This window comes from Lysinibacillus sp. NPDC086135, from assembly GCF_044746345.1.
Lineage (GTDB): Bacteria > Bacillota > Bacilli > Bacillales_A > Planococcaceae > Lysinibacillus.
Map to the genome: position 1 here is coordinate 156,617 of NZ_JBIVCA010000004.1, position 17,226 is coordinate 173,842.

Consider the following 17,226-nt stretch of genomic DNA (forward strand, 5'->3'; position numbering starts at 1 on the left):
AACCTTGGCGTTTTAGGACGGATATGAGGCGAGTTTAGTACATTATGGTTTACTATTTTTTCAACCTTGAAGAATTAGTTAACCTAAAAATGTTTTTTATAAAAGATTTACTTTTATATCTAGATATTCTAAAGAGTACTCACTTGATTACTATGTATTGAAGAAGTAGAAAGGATTATATGTAAACTGTGGTTAAAAATATTTTGACCAATTTGAAAATGCTTAAACCGTTGATATATCAACATTTATAGAGGAATGTTGATTTTTGCGTCAATAAGAATTGACTTTTATTCTCGTTGTAACTATAATAGTTACAACAGGGTGTAACAACGATTGTTACAGGTGGAAGAGCACTGTATATTCAAGCACGTGGTGCTTTCTACTCCTGAAGTCAAGCTGCAAAAATAGAAATGGGGCTCGAAATCTTTAAGTAATGATGAAATTTTTAGGTGTCCCTTCTTTTGAGCAATAGATGTTGAAGGCATAATAATGTGCCTGAAAAAGCACAATAGATTACAAAAGATGCAATTCAACGAGCTTAGCTGATAAGTAGCAGCGGGATTGGTTAATAATAAAAAATAAAGGTAGGCGTTTTTAATGGAGACAAAACAAGATACCCTAATATATGTATGGGATGCATATTGTGGATGGTGCTATGGATTTTCAGAAAGTATTAGAGGTTTTTACAAAAATCACCCTGAAATGCCGTTAACTGTTTTATCCGGAGGATTATTTTTAGATAATCTACCAATAAAAAAATTCTCATATATATCAGAAGGTAATAAAAGAATTAATCAACTTACTGGTGCAGAATTTGGTCCTTCATATCAGGCTTTGTTGTCAGAAGGTACTTTTACTATGAATTCAATAGATGCTGCAATTGGCTTTTCAGCTTTACGTTCATTAGCACCGAACCGTTTGTTAGAATTTACTTCAGCTATGCAAAGTGCGTTTTATTATGATGGGAAAAGTCTGAGCGATCCTGAAACATATCGTAAGATAGCTATTGATCATCATTTGGATCCTGAACAAGTGCTAGAGCGGCTAAAATCCGAAGAAACTATACTAGAAGTTCAAAATGATTTCAATAAGGTTCAACAACTTGGTATAACTAGTTATCCTTCTTTACTTCTACACAAGGATAATCAATTAATTCCAATTGGTGGCGGAGTAATGACGTCGGATAAAATTGAAGAGCGTTTTAAAAATTTGTATTAAAGAGGGTTCAATTTTAAGTTTCTATAGTTAAATACACATACTTTCTCACAAAGAAGAGAAAAAATGTAATGATTTTATGGAAGTAAGGGTATTTATAACTCATTTGCAACTAATAAAACTACATTGCTAATAACTTCACCAAAAAGGGGATAAAATTCTATGATTAAAACAATCGATATAAATCAAAATGATGTGAAATTGACGATATTTAGTTCTGAAGAAAAAAGTTTTATGGTGACTGCAACCTTAGTTGAAAAGGCAGGACATGCATTCTTAATAAATACGAAATTTACGCAATCCGATTCGAAAGAAATTGTTGATTATTTGAAAAAAAATAACTTATCATTAGATAAAATTTTTATTATTCATGGAGATCCTGACTACTACTTTGGATTAGAAAGTATTAAAGCAGCGTATCCAGAAGCCATTGCGTATGCCACAGAATCTACTGTTGAACATATTGTTCATTCTGTCTTAGGGAAATTAAAAGTTTGGAAAGATGCACTTGGAGAAAACGCACCAAGTAATGTTGTATTGCCTCAAGTGTTAGCAGAAAAAACTATTGACTTTCAAGGTTTAACATTTGAACTTGTAGGCTTAGATAATTACCGAACAAGCTTATTTAACAAGGAATTAAAATTATTGATTGGTGGCATTGATATATTCAATGAAATTCATGTTTTCTTAGCAGATACTAGCGAAAAAGAAGCAATGGAATCTTGGATTGAGAACTTGAAAGTGTTACAAGGGTTAAATGCTAACATAATCGTACCAAGCCATGGTTCAATTGAAAAATCTTTAGATAATCAAGCACTTATTGCCACTATCAATTATCTAAAAACTGCAATTAAATCTTCTGAAGTAAGTAAAACTTCTACGGATTTTGTTGCAAAGCTTGAAGCAGCATATCCAGGCTATGCAAATAAAGGCGTATTAGCATTAAGTGCTAAAGTTGTAACGAAAGAAATTCCTTGGGGGTAATGTTATGAATAAATATCAAAAATTATTACATGAAACATATGTATTAACGGGTGAAGGCAAATTGGATGCCTTCAAAACGTATTTAAGTGATAATGTATCTTGGACAGAAGCTGCTGGATTTCCTTATGCGGGTACTTATGTAGGTCCAAATGACGTAGTGAAAAACGTACATGAACGCCTTGGAACCGAATGGGATGGCTATTCTGCAAAAGATGAAATCTATGCGTTTAATAATCACACGGTTATCGTCTACGGAAAATATAGTGGGACGTATAAAGCAACAGGAAAATCATTTATAGCAGACTTTTGCCATCTATATGAATTTGATGAGGATGATAAGGTTAAAAAATTTATTCAAATCGTGGACAGCGCAACTGTCAATAATGCATTAAATTCAAATTAGTTGTTTGTAACTTTACTTGGGGGTAGCGTCAGGATCATCTCATTTTCCTGACGCTACCCTGTTTTTAATCAATATCCAATATTATCACTTATCAGCTTTGCAATATTCTCACCTATTTTAGAAGAGCTCATTTTCCGTAGTTTTATACTTTACTTCCTCTCCGAACGCTTTCCATTTTGGATTGCAGCCATTTTAACAAGCTTCTTTTTCGGAATTGCTCATTCATACTCACTTGGAGTAATGGTATTTACATTCTCTATGGGACTATTAATGGCGATTTTATGTAAAAAAACAAACTCTATTATTCCAGCTATGTTATTTCATATTATGAATAATATGTCGGCTTCTTTATTTTAAGAAGGGGTTGTCCCAAAGTCGATGAAACGACTTTTGGGACAGCCTTATTCTTTTATTTGTGTTTTAACCTCTTTGAGTCTATTTAGAGCATGAGGTGTTTTATAGTGGTAAATATCGGTACAAGAATAATTAATAAGAAAAAAGCTAAGCCTGTATCATCCATACCCAGAGATGTTACATTTGCACGGAAATCAAAAATGTCTAAGTGGCTTCTATATTGCATATACATTGCCGGTTTTCTCTACATAAGTTGCTATTCCTTGGATTCAAAATTGAAAAATAAGTAAATTCTCGGGTAATGTCCTAGCAAGCTGACCCACGCATAAAATCAATCAAAGAAATTCGATTTATTCCAATCTACTATAACTCTCTTATTCAGTTTTTAAGATTTTGTTAAGGAGCCCATTATTTTACTATAAGGATATGCCAATATACTTACACTATATTGAATGAAAATCTATCATTCATTCAATGTAGTACTGATGTGACTCCCATTAAAACACTCAAGGAGGTAAAACAGTTGAAGAACTGGGTTAAAAAATCAATTGCTATAGTAGCTACTGCTGCACTAATGGTTCCTACTACTTCTGCCTTTGCTGAAGCACCACAAAAAACAGCGAAGAACCAAGAATTAGTGAAGCTAGCTAGCAATAAGGAACAAACATTGAAAAATCAAAAGGATTGGATTAGTAAGGATACCATTATCGTCAAACATTCAGGTCTTGATAAGAATGTACATAAAAACATTGGCTCAAAAGTGATCCGATCGATTCCTTCATTAGGATACGATGTTATCAAACTAAACAAAGGAACAACTTTAGAAAAAGCGGTTTCATATTATGCCAAGCAAAAAGGAGTTAAAAGTGTATCCCCAAGCTACGTGTATCATTCCTTTAACACAGGAGAAGATCCAAAGAAAAAGGATATGTATCATTTGAACCTACTTCAAATTGATAAGGCTCTAGAATTAGCAGGCAATCACGAGGTAAAAGTAGCCGTTATCGATGGTGGTGTGGATTTTAAACATCCGGATCTAAAATCTCAAGTGCTTCCACCATATAATGCTGCAGCACCTGCCAATACATCTTATCCTGATGGCCATGGAACACACGTAGCAGGAATTATTGGCGCGGCAAAAGATAATGGCATTGGGGGACATGGGATTAATCCGGATGCTAAGATTATTCCGATTGATGTATTTAATGGAAAAGAAGAAGCCTTTGATTTCAATATTGCACAAGGAATCCTTTACGCTATTGAGCAAGGTGCTGATGTTATTAACATGAGCGTTGGCGGCTATGGAGATAATTCACTACTGAAGGATGCCGTTCAGAAAGCCATTGATAAAGGAATTACTATTGTTGCAGCGGCTGGAAATGAATCGACAGATGATTACTCCTTTCCTGCTTCTTACGAAGGCGTTATTGGCGTAGGTTCTACGAATGATAGAAATGAACTGTCCTACTATTCAAACTATGGCCCGTCAGTTGACGTAGTAGCTCCAGGGGAAGATATATACAGTACATTTTATGATAAGAAAAAAGGATCATCCTTTAAAGTAGATAGTGGGACATCTATGGCATCTCCTGTAGTTGCAGGTATAGCGTCTCTACTAAAATCAAAATATCCAAATTTAAAACCTCATGAAATAGAAGCAATTCTTGAAATGACTGCAAAGGATTTAGGTAAGAAGGGCTATGATCTTACATTTGGACATGGGATTGTCGATCCTGTAAAAGCATTGCAATTCGACTTGAAAAATTTACCTAAACAGTATTCTGAAACAAAAGGAGAGCGTATGAAAAACGCAAAAGTCCTTAAAAAGAATATATTGAATACGGAAAAAGGTGAATTCAAGCAGCCGGACGAAAAGAAATGGTACAAGGTAGATCTAGAAGCAAATGAATATGCTCAACTGACATTAAAAGGTGCAAATAAATACGATTATGCATTTGATTTGTACTTCTACTCTGAAGGTCACAACGGAGAAGTAGAACCTATCAACGTGAACGATGTCCGCGTAGGTAAGCAAGAAGGATACCTATATAAAGCAGATCAAAAGGGAATCCTTCTTATTGGAGTTAAAGATTATAATGGCGGCTATAACACAAATGGCGATTCTAACTACGTCTTCACAGCTCAAACGATTAAAAAATTGCCAATTGATTCACTAGATATGGAGCATATGGAGAAGATTCAAAAATTCCCATTTAGTACAGCGGGGAAAAACTATACCCTACTTTCTGAAGATCATCAAGGAGACCAAGATTATTTTACATTTACAGTAAATAAACCAACGACACTGAAATTTGATTTATCTGATATTCCAGGTGTTACAGCGTCTTTGGAACTGTATCTAATAGAGGACTTAGGTAAAGCAAAACCAATCCAAGCATCCTACGGAACTGATAAAGGCAACGGAGTAAGCCTTGTTGTCGATGCGATTCCTGATGAGAAGTATGTAATAAGCGTAACTAATAGAAACCCGTTACTTAGCGGCGTTGAAACTAAAGAAACTATAAGTGAATCAATCATTCCTTACACATTAACAAGTGAAATCGTTACCATTCCTAAAGATGAAGATGGGCTTCCATTAAAGTTCATGCCTCAAGATGGCTCTGGAAATCCAGAAGACGTAGATTTAATTATGAAGAATGCGATACGTTTTGATATTGGTCAAAATCAAAAAGCATACTTCCAAACAGAATTTGATGAAGATTACCACTTATTAACAGCTAAAGAAGATGCCTTATATGGTTTCCAATTAAAAAAAGGTATGAATCAAGTACTAGATAGTACTATATATGAATATGATGAGAAAAAAAATGAATTAATTCCAGTTACTTCATTAACATCAACAAACAATGAAAATGATACAAAGACAGTTGCACTGAAAAAGGGCAAAAGCTATGTTGTAAAAGTAGCCAATCTTGGTGAGCGTTCTTCTGACCCATATACACTTAAAACTAGTAAAGTAGCAGCTATTCCCGAAGCCTATAATAGAGATAATAAAGAAGCACTTCAAATGATTCAACCTGGTATCAGTTATAAAAATCATCTCATTTATCATGATGATATGGATGGCTATTATTATAAACATCAGGGTAAAGATGAAGTCATGAGTCTTCAAGTTTCTTCCGTACCATTCACAAATGAAGAGCTAGATAAATTACCTAAAGAGCTTCAAAAGGACTTGGAACTTTTTGGCTCCCTTTCAGGCTTTCTTTATGAAGATACAAACGGTAATATGGTACTTGATGGGAAAGAAAAGGATACATTAATTCCATTTGGACAAGGTGAAAACAACTTAGATACCTCTTTTAAAGCTAAAAAGGATCACGGTTATATTATTGCTGTTGAGGAAGCACTTGGACAAGTATCAACTCAACCATATACTTTAACTTTGTTTGATCATAAAAGAGTAGATGAAGATGCAGATTCTAAGTTAGTTAACGGTATACCGACAAAGTCAACTATACTTACGGAAAAAGACAATAAATGGGTTGCTACTCAATATTTAAATGCAGGTGTTCCATTTGGTGATAAGGACTATTTTGAATTTCACAATGACCGCAAGCGCGATGTGTTCTTCTCTCTCCAAACAGAAAAAGCACTAGATGGTGTTATTCGTATTATTGATACAAAAGGAAAAACAGTAGAGACTTTAGATCTTCACGGAGCTGGTGATGCTGAAGTAGGTACAGTCCAACTTGATGAAGGAACATACTATATTGAAGTAAGTGAATCTTACGGTAGAGCTAGTACACAACCCTATACATTTGAATTAATATAAGATTAGCATAAAAGATAGTGTAATAGAGACACTATTTTAGTCCCCTAGATGATGAAAAATCTAGGGGACTTCTTTTATATTCGAAATCAAAAATTTTTTGTACATGAATAATAAAAATTTGAAAAATAAAATTGCTAAATTGAAGCGGAGATATTAAGTAACAATAAAGTTGGTTAACTTCTTTCAGCAAATATTTTTTATATCGAAAGTGTAGAGGCCGGAACAGAGGTTTCCCACCTCTATAGGTGGTGAGATGAATACGGTTTTAAGTTACTTTAAAGCGGGTGTCACGGAATTATGAGAGGCATAATTGAAGAATAAAGTTAAGTTCTTTAACAATTGCCTAGCTTTTGTATCAAATTCTCATCAAGAAATGAACAAGACGTTTTTAAACAGTCCTCCTTTCCTTGCGAAACCTCTACTGGTTTATCGTATGGCACTTAACTTATTTTTGTAATTGACAACAGTATAATTTAATACATATTAAAGCAATATAGATTAACAAAATTAATTTTAAAATTGATTTTATTGTTAGATAGTGTTGTTTGAACTGTATATCCTAATTGTTGCAGCAAGGCATTTAACTGTTGGAAGTCCGAGTCTTATACCCGAAAAGTTCTTGTCACCAGAACTTTCTCCAACACGAAAAGATTGCTATATTTTAAATTTTCTGTAAGCGTGGTATCCAATTACACTCTTCACAGTTAATCTAAGACTTTTTTTGATGATAATTTAATGAATTATAGCAATTTTAATTTTTGAGCATGCGCAAAGCTAGAGAAAATTAGTAATGACGCATGTTTTTTAACAGATATGTCCCGGTCTTTGCGATTTTAGACTATGATGGATTGCTGCTTAATGTTTATAAAGAATATAAAGACGAACGCGGTGACAGTGTAGTAGAACGAGTGTGGCTACCTAAAATCCCCCTAAGTTATGCAGATAATGAAGGAAATATTATTAATTTTACGGTTGATGATGACCTGGAAGTGTATGATGCGGAGTTAAAGGAGTGGTACCTCGGGAAAAGAGCAGAATTAGCTGAGGATCCTGAGATTACGATACCGCTTCTGGAAAATGAAAAAGAATTTGAGCAAAAAAGACGACAAACAATCGTTAGTATTGTTCAAGAAAACCTTGCTTTTTACATTAATGAGCATAATGTTTATACGAAAGCGCTTGATGTAACATATAAGTTTGCCTTACCGCGGATACCGAAAGAAGATTGGTATAACACGGTTGATGATATCTCCATTTTTGCATTTATACAGGGCTATCCATACAAAGTTGATACTACTGCTTATAATGAGTACGCCTTTGTAGGTACACGATTACATTATCAAAATCCTATATATGCGGGTGTAGTAGATAATGAACGCCGTTTCTGGTCTAAATCTTGTAATTACAACTACAAAGTAAATGAAATTTATTCAACTAAAAAACAGGCAGCAGCAGCTGGATATTGCGAGATGTCGTGTTTAAACTCGAACTAGAGTTGATAATTTGTGAGATTTGGATTAATATAATAAATTTAGATTATTCAAATACAACATAACTTTTATGATGCAAACGGAAGCACCGAGACATCGTCTATAAGACATGGCTCGGTGTATTTTTTTTTTCAGAAAAAAGTTAGAAATTAAACTGATATTTTGTTGGAGGAGTGGGAAAGATGATAAATAAATTACTATCACTTATTAAATCTAACGCTAAGCAACATTAGTATCGCAGCGAAACAAGCCTTGAAAATCTTGGGAGCTGTAATAGATGACCCATTTATAATAAGGTAAAGAAAGTCCCGAAACATGGTTTAAAGAAACATGCTTCGGGGTTTATTCTGACTAAATGAGAATTAAACTCACTTTTTTATTCCAACTAATTTTAATAGAGAGCGCAATCACTATTGGATGTATTCTATTTTTCTCAGATTGATAGAAAAACACACTTACTAAAGAGGCATTCTTTGAACTTAAAAAGCATGCCGGCATCCCTATGACGAAAGAAGAGCTTAACAGTGGCTCAGTTTTTGCTTAACAAATACAAGGGGCTTTTGTATAAAAGGATTAAATAAGCAACATGATGTTCAAACGAATTCATCTTCCAGGACTAAATAATGTCCCAAAATAATTTCAATCAAGCTAAACCTGAATGTAACAATATCTTTACAGGACGATATGAGGTATAAGGTAAATGTTTTGTTACAATCACTACTAATTTGTTATTAAAATTTTTACACACAAATCGTCCACATAAGATAAATTTGAAAATATTTATCATTTATTTGTTAAAAAAAATAGAGTTTTTATGGATACTAATTACCTTTTTAGAGTATTTAACCCAAACATCTATACCCTTATATAATATTATGGTATAATTTTGAAGAAAAGGAGATGAATACATTTTGAAGAAATTTGTAACTATTTTTTCTTTGGCAATTCTTATTTTTTCAGTGTCTGGGTTTACTAATTTGGGAGTAGCAAATGCTAATTGGGATTTGTTTCAGGTACAAATAAAGAATGGTGCTCAAAACCATTGCAGTAGTTCAGGTGTTGCATTTTACGGTATCGGAACTGATATCGAAACTGAAGACTATGATACATATGAGAATTATGAATATGTAATAATTGAAGATGAAAATACTTATAACAATAATGAAGAAAAAAACAAAACGGAAAATTCTGATATACAAGCATTGTCTACTTCTACTTATGCGGATCAAAGTGCTAAATCTAAACTAGGCTCTAAAATCGTATTGCCCACTAAATATGGATCCGACCATTATGGTTACTGTCATATTTTTAAACTTCATATGGAAAAATCAAACGGAGATTTTGATAGAACAGTTAAAATTGGTGGTGTACCAAAAAGCCAATTTCAATATGCTTGGTACCCTGGAGGTACTAAGGACATAATCATGGATGTTATAAATGGTACAAAAGAACTTAGATGTACTGGAAATACATGTACTAAACAAGCTAAATCTTCCTCATCAAACGGCCAGATTGTAAGAGTAGTTTTAGAAAAAGGATCAGCTTTTCAATCTCAAAATTATTCGAACTATGATTGGGTAGTTAAATCTGCTTATCCTGTATTTGATTAGTCAATAATTTATATTAACCCTTCACCATCCGTTGTGGTAAATTGGTGAAGGGTTATTTCATTTGTAGAATGTTTTACGTTTGGTAGTATTCTTGTTTGCAATCTAACTTATGTTTATTTATTTTTTTCATAAGTACTGTTCTAACGACCAAGGAACGTTATTTTTATTAGAACTAGTCGGTTCATCAAAAAGTTTTGTATTACCACAATGATGACAAATTAATAAATAACGAACATGCAAAACACCAATACCAGGTTGTTCAACATTCAAATACACACTATAAGGTATAAATATGTCATGTGTACAAAATTGACAAATTATAATTTCGTTAAACATCTTTAGCCGACTTTTCTTCGGAAAAAAAAGATAACTCATGCTTCACTCACTTCCGTATATTCAATAATTGATATGTGTACCCCGTTTGCATGATCATATCGATTTTTTTCTTGAAACATACGTGTCTCACCACATATTGTACAATTAAAAGACTGTAAAATAAGCTTTTCCTTTTTCTCATTAAACGACAATTCTTCGATTTCCAGGTATACTTCTCGATGTTTAAATTTGTCATTCTGACAAGCAGGACATATAAGCTGCTTGTTACGAATTTTTATTTTATAGGTTCCTCTTCTTCTAACCATTTCTTCACCTCAATAGTAAAATAACAGATATAGTCTCTGAATTCTCTCCCTGTTAATAATTTTAAAACACTATACCTCTTACCGATGTTTTTTGGTCAGAGGTTATAATGTGGTAATATTATTTAATTTTACCAATATTTATTTATTGAATCAAACTATATATGGGGTTCCGTCAGATCAGGTTTATGCGGATTTGCAACGTTAAGCAAAGACATGTCCCCCCAAACTACGCTTTGGGGGCTTTTTAAAGGGAAGTGAAATTGACTCTGTTATGTCCCATTGTGATTGCCTCATTAGCTGTTGAATATCTTTAATATAACGATTCCTCCGTTTGAATGTTGGTGTGGTAACTACATTCTACACGAGGTCGTTTTGGGCTTCCTTTATATTGACTTCTGGGTGTTGCACTTAATATTACAATCCGTCCTTTAAATATAATAATAATTGTATTCAGTAGGGCTATATGATAAATTAGAAATAATTAAGTAATAGTCAATGTTGCTTAAAGAAACTAATTTTCTGCTACAAATTAATTATATAATGACGGGAACACCCCGCTTCTTTTATGACTTAACCAATAATTTGGTTAATTTGGTCATATTTGAAGCGGTGTTTTTTATTGTCAAAAAATGGAGGGGAAGACAAATGCAAGCTATTGTGAATTTAGAAAAGCAGTTGTATCAAAATGAAGAAAAAACACCTCTTGCACTCGCTACATTTCCAATGAATACAAGTGTCTTTAAAAAAGCAGGGGGCGAGTTAATTAGGATACCAAATGAATGGATCTTACGAAATACCACACATGAAATTGTATCTATTGTGGACGGGATAGCTGAGCTGGCAGATGGTAGGTTTGTTAAGGATATTTATCATAATAAGCCAAAGATTTGCTTCGGGAAAATTGAGGTTACCAACTCAAAAGTTCCGGTATATTCACGCAATGGTATTTTCTTGCGTTATCTCACAAAGGGGCAAGTCTTAAATGTGATTTCAACATTTAAAATAAATTCGAATTTGTTCTTTGGGATTAATGATCGTGAAATTATTAGTAGCGTAGAGTATGGAATTAAGTATGTACCTGTCAATTAAATCTTTTGAATCTACAGTAGGAGTGAAATAATATTGTCTCAAAAAAAGGGTAATAGAAAAAATCAGTCTCGTTTTAAAAAATATGTGAAACCTTCAGGCAAAACATTCATGGCTCTAGCAATTGCTAACGCAGCTGTAGCCGGTACAGCTGAGTTCAAAGTGCCGAAGCAAGCACTTAAGATAGACCGTTTAAAGTAACACTACCAACCGTCGGTCAACATCTAAACGAGCCGGGGTATGGGAATCGCGATTTTGCTAAATATTACAAAGATAAGCAAATTAAATTCCCGTTTGACGTTTATACGGAAACAAAGCAAGGATTCTATCCTAAAAATACATGGATATCAGTACCAATTGATATGGAGACTGTAACATTCTTTTTACCTGTATGGACACCAGAAGGAGGGTACACGATTGATTATCGTGCTATCGCAATCAATGCACCTGATGGACATGTTAGTAGCAATAACCTACTGAGCAGGAAGCCAATTTAAACCTTAATTTCCGCACTCCAGATGGAATGATGGATAATCATATTGCTACTGACAAAATTGCAATTGATGTAATTGGACGTTTATACGATTTCCATGTAACTGATATAGTAGATTACAATTGGCAAAATGTATTTAGACAAGGTGATTTATTTACGTCTACAGGAAATAGCTATTGGGTAGGGAAAAATGGAATAGATGGGGCTCTAAGAGGAAATGAACTTCCATATACACTTCCTGTACACCATAATAGCCATCCTAATGGTTATGCAAATGTAGCAACTAAAACGGGCTATACTTTCCGTTTCGATATGAAAACGAAAGGTAATATGTTTGGCCAATCAGATGCCATTCGGATTAAGCCAACATTCTATTTCGTAAACAAAGATGGGAAAAATAGACGACCAGTTGATTTGTATTATCATAATGACGAAAATTACTTTGTAAGAATTGGCTCTGAAAAGGATAAAGTATACCGTTCTGTAGTCTTGAATGAAAAACTCCGTAATGTCCCACAAAAGCAGTTAATAGATAATGCAAATTACTATTACCGTCATGCAGATACTGAGGGGTATCAGGAGGAAGCTAGTAAATTCCAAGAAACATCATTTATGCGTTTGTATATACGTAAATGGTCAAAAGAACCTATTCGTACTGGGCCGTATAGTTGGCAAATGTTGAACTCTAAACTACGAACATTTATGGGACCAGGTGAAGATGCAGTACCCGACAATACGATGGTACCTAAAAAGGACATCGTGGCTCGTGAGCAAACATGGTATGGCGAATATAGTTTACCTTCCAAGACTTATGTTGTAGAGAAAGATGCAAAAATTGCTGAAGGGGCTGTAGTAGGACGTATAAATGAGAACAATAGAATGTTTTTAAAAGACGGTTACATCATTGTTAATTTCGATATTGAATCAATTAGAGACGGTGATGTACAAAATCCATATTTACAATATATCCATGGTAAAGTGATGAACCAATGGAGTGATATGGAAGGATTTTCACATAGTTTCCAAGATACTTATGGTTATACATTTAACTTACAAGATGGAGATGTAATTTTCTATCATGGTGATCAGAGTAGTAACAATGATTTTGCTCCAAGCGTAACTCACTAATCACTAAGTAAACCCCCTACGAATATAACATTTTCTGAGTGCTTTTTAACTATTTTGTCGGTTATAATGTGAAAGCACGAAACAGGATTTAAGATTCATAACTAAATATTCTTGAATTAATCGTGAGATTTAGTCACATAGAGGAGGAACTAACAATGTTTTTAAAAAAGGAACAGAACACATCAATTGGTAATCTAATTAAATTGAGTGAGGTTCAATTGCAATTGGCTAAACAGGGTCAATTTGATTATGAGTATACATTAGCCTCAACAAATGAAGAATTACAACAGTTAGTACATAATTTAAATCAAGTAAATAGGCTTCAGCAAGAATCTGAAGAGCAATTGCAGAAAAAATTGGATAATGTATTGAAAAGTAATGAAATGGGCCTTTGGGAACTACAAGTGTTGAACGGACGCTTGGATGATCCAAACAATATATTTACAGTTTCGACAGAAGTAAAAGAGTTCTTAGGATTTGATAGTTATGCTATTAAAGACAGTTTTCAAGATTTTCTGAAGTTAATTGCATTGGCGCATCGTTCTGATTTTAAAGAGATGTTAGAGGAGAGTTTAGCGACACAAACGCCATTTAATATGGAACATTTGTTATGCATTCGTGATGGGCAAGAGTGTTGGATACGGACTACAGGAACAGTTTCTCTTCTTCTAGGTGATCAGTATAAAATAACAGGAACGATGATGAATATTCATGACAAAAAAATAAAAGTGGAAAAATTACAGGGCTATGTAACACGTTATGATTTAATTAATAAAGCTCTAATAGAAGCGCCATGGGATATGATTGTAGATCAAGGCGATCCATTAAATCCACAGAATTCCTTTTGGTGGAGTGAACAATTTCGAAGAACATTAGGCTTCAAGAATGAGCACGATTTTCCGAATATCATGAGCTCTTGGAGTGATCGCTTGCATCCAGATGACAAGCAGTTTGCATTAGAGTCATTTAGTGCACATTTATTAGACTTTTCCGGGAGAACGCCATTTAAAGTAGATTATCGCCTTCAGTTAAAATCAGGTGAATATCGCTGGTTTCATGCAAGCGGTACAACACTTCGTGATAGGGAGGGAGCTCCTTTGCGAGTGGCAGGAACGATTCGAGATATTACACATGAAAAAATGAAAGAGCAAAATGTGCAAGAAACGATGACACGTATGGAGGAGTTATCAGCTTCTATTAATGAAATGGTTGTAGGTATTAATTCTATTACAATGCAGGCACAGGAACTCGCCAACACACAAGAAAAAACAACAGGAGCTGCCAATGATGCTAAAGGGTTAGCAGATGAAACACAGCTTATCTCAAATTTTATTCGAGAGATAGCAGATCAGACAAATTTACTAGGGTTGAATGCTGCAATTGAAGCCGCACGTGCAGGAGAACAAGGAAAAGGTTTTGGTGTAGTAGCTGAAGAGGTAAGAAAATTAGCAGTTAATTCTGCTGAGGCAACAGGTAATATTGAATCAAGTTTAATGCAAATAAAGGTTTCCATTGATACAATTATTGACTATATGGATAAAATTAGTGAGCTTGCGCAAATGCAAGCAGCTCTTACAGAACAATTGAATGCCTCAGCAGATGAAATTGGTACAATGTCACAGGATTTGGTGGAATTTTCAAAGCAATAATAAAATTCCTGATTTTAAGTTAACTGCCGCGTTAGCACGTATGGTGTTTCATATCAGCAGGTGTATCAATGGACGAAGAAATTTGAAGCAAATCATTTTTAAAGTCGGTTTTGGAAATTATGATTGTGTGGATGTGCATTAAATAAAATTTTATGAGCATTTTAAATTAATTGATATCAGTTGTTCAACTAACAAATATAAAACATTAACAATGTTGCATTATTAGTCTAAAAACAAATCATGCAACATTGTTTTATATTAAATAGTTATATCTTTGTATACATGATTTAATGAAATAAGCCTAATTAAACTTAATATTACCGAATACTGGCAGACTATTTTGTTTAAACTTCCTTTTTTTTATAAGGAAGCAAATCTTTAAAAATCAAAACACCTATTACCAACAGACCTATACCAACTATTTTGTTCATTTGAAAAGGTACTTTCTCCAATCCAAATAATCCAAAAGTATCTATACACAATGCAATTACTAATTGAGTTATAAGACTGATTAATACAGTATAAGCCGGTCCTAATAGCCTAACAGCTTTCATAATACAAATGACAAGCCCTAAACCAAACAAGCCACTTACAAAATAAAAATTATTTGTGGTTTGATGATTAATGAAAAAACTTTTTTCTGTAATAACATGGAATACAAATGAGCTTATAAGTCCCAAGCCAAGAACACACGAAGTGGTTAACCAATGTCCTACATTTTCATTTACCTTTGCATTAAAAATAGATTGCAAACTAATTAACGCACCTGCTAAAATGGCAAAAATTAATCCTATCATTATTTACCTTCTTTTCTGTCTAATTATTCATAAATGTTATTTTTGGCAATTTCTTTCATTTTACAAAAATCTTTAATTAGAATGGCTCCGTTTTTCTTTTCAATTAGATTTTCTTTATAAAACTTTTGTAAAACTCGAATTACATGTCTGTAGCTTACTCCTATAAAATCTGCAATACTTGATACAGATACAGAATCTATATCTTCTCTATTTTCTTTTCCCGTACTATCTGTTGAGATTGAAAGTAAATAACTAGCAACACGTACCTCTACAGGATAGAGTAAATTAAGCGCCGTAAAACAAGTCGATACTTTTAAAGTGTTTGCTATGTTCTCAAGCAAAAAACTCATAAATATAGGGTCATGCAACATCGTCTTTCTAATAACCTCAAAAGAAATGGAAATTGTTTCCACATCCGAACATACTTCAACGACATTATGTGCTTTACTATTTTGTATCAATTCAATATCTCCTACAATTGCCAAAGGATTTATAAAGCGTAAGATAAGTTTCCTACCTTCGGGTGTAATCGTATAAACTTTTACTTTTCCTTTTACAACAAAATATAAACGATTAATCTCATCGTCTTTATCACAAATGATAGTCCCTTTTTTGAAATGATTTACCTGAAAATATTCTATATTCATGTTTGCAAAAACATCAAAGATATTATAAGCCTTCAAATAATGAATAATTAAGCTCAATTTACTGTCCATTTCCAACACCACTTTCACTTCTACCTATTAAAAACAAGAATACCTAGAATCATAATTATTGTCCCCACAATATGATGACTTTTCAACAGTGTTTTTTTAATATTTAACAAACCATAGATTTCAATTATAGTAGCTGTTAATAATTGAGCAACCATGAGTGTTCCAGCCGTCAATGTAATCCCCATTGCATAAATTGAAAAGGTTTCTGCATAAATAATAACAGCTCCAAATACGCCAGATGTTAAATACACTTTTTTTACACCTTTTAAATCTTTCACAGTTCCAGCTTTCTTTATAAAAAATACAGAGGTTGCAACAAGAAAACCAATTAAATGTGTAATAATACTTGTCGACCATATACCGATATCCGAGCTAAGTTTTGCATTAAAAGTACCTTGAAGTATAATGAATGCTCCTCCAATAACTGCAAATAATATTCCCTTCAAAAAATCACCATCATTTCATTTATCTATAACGTAATTAAAAACTAAAACGCTCCTAGGCAAAAGGACATTTGTCACATCGTTATAAAAAATTCTCTATCCCTTTTGTTTCCATGGATCCATACATACCTCTTTCAGCATATTCATAAAAAATAAAGGTAAAAAGCATTATTGTTTTTTGCTGTTGTAATTTTTTAATTATTGTCAATTATCATTTCTTTCTTGTTATAACGATATTGTGAAAAGTTGTACTTAAACTATAGGGATGTGTTTGTTGAATAAGAAATATAAACTTATTATTCATTTTTTTACTGGATAAATAATTATTGGATGTAAATGAAACAACTTAAAGCGCCTTGCTACTTATAAATTGTAGTGAGGCTCTTACCTTTTTAATCAAAATGAAATAACTTTAATAATA

General features: G+C 33.3%; 14 protein-coding genes and 1 pseudogene. 11 read left to right on the forward strand and 4 right to left on the reverse strand.

Features of this window, described 5'->3' with window-relative positions:
* The first annotated feature begins 597 nt into the window (after positions 1–597).
* The 7 genes and pseudogenes from ACIPKN_RS07640 (at position 598) to ACIPKN_RS07670 (ending at position 9,852) form a co-directional block, all read left to right on the forward strand.
* Positions 598–1,218, forward strand: coding sequence for a DsbA family protein (locus ACIPKN_RS07640; RefSeq protein ID WP_142506977.1), 621 nt, complete (start codon positions 598–600; stop codon positions 1,216–1,218).
* Positions 1,219–1,377: 159 nt separating this feature from the next.
* Positions 1,378–2,199 (forward strand): MBL fold metallo-hydrolase, encoded by an 822-nt coding sequence (locus ACIPKN_RS07645; RefSeq protein WP_400934739.1) that lies wholly within the window; start codon positions 1,378–1,380, stop codon positions 2,197–2,199.
* Between the two features lie 4 nt (positions 2,200–2,203).
* Entirely contained in the window at positions 2,204–2,602 is a 399-nt protein-coding gene (locus ACIPKN_RS07650) for a nuclear transport factor 2 family protein (RefSeq protein ID WP_400934741.1), read from the forward strand.
* 60 nt (positions 2,603–2,662) lie between these two features.
* Positions 2,663–2,959 (forward strand): annotated as a pseudogene (locus ACIPKN_RS07655) (lysostaphin resistance A-like protein); the annotation flags it as partial.
* Between the two features lie 520 nt (positions 2,960–3,479).
* Positions 3,480–6,752: a S8 family peptidase gene (locus ACIPKN_RS07660; protein WP_400934742.1), complete on the forward strand. Its 3,273-nt coding sequence runs from the start codon at positions 3,480–3,482 to the stop codon at positions 6,750–6,752.
* 797 nt (positions 6,753–7,549) lie between these two features.
* The gene (locus tag ACIPKN_RS07665) at positions 7,550–8,245 is read left to right on the forward strand and encodes a hypothetical protein (RefSeq protein WP_400934743.1); all 696 of its coding nucleotides are present in this window, start codon (positions 7,550–7,552) and stop codon (positions 8,243–8,245) included.
* Positions 8,246–9,153: 908 nt separating this feature from the next.
* On the forward strand, positions 9,154–9,852 hold the full coding sequence (locus tag ACIPKN_RS07670; RefSeq protein ID WP_400934744.1) for a hypothetical protein: 699 nt from the start codon (positions 9,154–9,156) through the stop codon (positions 9,850–9,852).
* Positions 9,853–10,223: 371 nt separating this feature from the next.
* Here ACIPKN_RS07670 and ACIPKN_RS07675 read toward each other — a convergent pair whose 3' ends face one another.
* The gene (locus ACIPKN_RS07675) at positions 10,224–10,493 is read right to left on the reverse strand and encodes a hypothetical protein (RefSeq protein ID WP_142506970.1); all 270 of its coding nucleotides are present in this window, start codon (positions 10,491–10,493) and stop codon (positions 10,224–10,226) included.
* A gap of 645 nt (positions 10,494–11,138) precedes the next feature.
* Between ACIPKN_RS07675 and ACIPKN_RS07680 the strand changes: the two genes are divergently transcribed.
* The 4 genes from ACIPKN_RS07680 to ACIPKN_RS07695 all read left to right on the forward strand — a co-directional run bounded on the left by ACIPKN_RS07680 (position 11,139) and on the right by ACIPKN_RS07695 (position 14,849).
* The gene (locus ACIPKN_RS07680) at positions 11,139–11,582 is read left to right on the forward strand and encodes a hypothetical protein (protein WP_400934746.1); all 444 of its coding nucleotides are present in this window, start codon (positions 11,139–11,141) and stop codon (positions 11,580–11,582) included.
* A gap of 33 nt (positions 11,583–11,615) precedes the next feature.
* The gene (locus ACIPKN_RS07685; protein ID WP_400934748.1) at positions 11,616–11,780 is read left to right on the forward strand and encodes a hypothetical protein; all 165 of its coding nucleotides are present in this window, start codon (positions 11,616–11,618) and stop codon (positions 11,778–11,780) included.
* Positions 11,781–12,102: 322 nt separating this feature from the next.
* Positions 12,103–13,200 carry a hypothetical protein gene (locus ACIPKN_RS07690; RefSeq protein ID WP_400934749.1) on the forward strand — a complete coding sequence of 366 codons (1,098 nt, stop codon included), beginning with the start codon at positions 12,103–12,105 and terminating at the stop codon, positions 13,198–13,200.
* 155 nt (positions 13,201–13,355) lie between these two features.
* On the forward strand, positions 13,356–14,849 hold the full coding sequence (locus ACIPKN_RS07695) for a methyl-accepting chemotaxis protein (RefSeq protein ID WP_400934751.1): 1,494 nt from the start codon (positions 13,356–13,358) through the stop codon (positions 14,847–14,849).
* A 344-nt stretch (positions 14,850–15,193) separates the two neighbouring features.
* On the opposite strand, the gene ACIPKN_RS07700 is transcribed toward ACIPKN_RS07695, so the two are convergent.
* From ACIPKN_RS07700 to ACIPKN_RS07710, 3 genes are read right to left on the reverse strand one after another with little or no spacing between them, the layout of a single operon-like run.
* Positions 15,194–15,646, reverse strand: coding sequence for a DMT family transporter (locus tag ACIPKN_RS07700; protein WP_400934752.1), 453 nt, complete (start codon positions 15,644–15,646; stop codon positions 15,194–15,196).
* 23 nt (positions 15,647–15,669) lie between these two features.
* Positions 15,670–16,362 (reverse strand): Crp/Fnr family transcriptional regulator, encoded by a 693-nt coding sequence (locus ACIPKN_RS07705; protein WP_400934753.1) that lies wholly within the window; start codon positions 16,360–16,362, stop codon positions 15,670–15,672.
* Between the two features lie 20 nt (positions 16,363–16,382).
* Positions 16,383–16,808: a DMT family transporter gene (locus ACIPKN_RS07710; protein ID WP_400934754.1), complete on the reverse strand. Its 426-nt coding sequence runs from the start codon at positions 16,806–16,808 to the stop codon at positions 16,383–16,385.
* Positions 16,809–17,226 lie beyond the last annotated feature (418 nt).

Excerpts from the sequence above, each read along its gene's own strand:
- ACIPKN_RS07650 (WP_400934741.1), top strand. The coding sequence starts at position 2,204 with ATGAATAAATATCAAAAATTATTACATGAAACATATGTATTAACGGGT.
- ACIPKN_RS07640 (WP_142506977.1), top strand. The coding sequence starts at position 598 with ATGGAGACAAAACAAGATACCCTAATATATGTATGGGATGCATATTGT.
- ACIPKN_RS07695 (WP_400934751.1), top strand. The coding sequence starts at position 13,356 with ATGTTTTTAAAAAAGGAACAGAACACATCAATTGGTAATCTAATTAAA.
- ACIPKN_RS07665 (WP_400934743.1), top strand. The coding sequence starts at position 7,550 with ATGTTTTTTAACAGATATGTCCCGGTCTTTGCGATTTTAGACTATGAT.
- ACIPKN_RS07690 (WP_400934749.1), top strand. The coding sequence starts at position 12,103 with ATGATGGATAATCATATTGCTACTGACAAAATTGCAATTGATGTAATT.
- ACIPKN_RS07700 (WP_400934752.1), bottom strand. The coding sequence starts at position 15,646 with ATGATAGGATTAATTTTTGCCATTTTAGCAGGTGCGTTAATTAGTTTG.
- ACIPKN_RS07675 (WP_142506970.1), bottom strand. The coding sequence starts at position 10,493 with ATGGTTAGAAGAAGAGGAACCTATAAAATAAAAATTCGTAACAAGCAG.
- ACIPKN_RS07680 (WP_400934746.1), top strand. The coding sequence starts at position 11,139 with ATGCAAGCTATTGTGAATTTAGAAAAGCAGTTGTATCAAAATGAAGAA.
- ACIPKN_RS07645 (WP_400934739.1), top strand. The coding sequence starts at position 1,378 with ATGATTAAAACAATCGATATAAATCAAAATGATGTGAAATTGACGATA.
- ACIPKN_RS07705 (WP_400934753.1), bottom strand. The coding sequence starts at position 16,362 with ATGGACAGTAAATTGAGCTTAATTATTCATTATTTGAAGGCTTATAAT.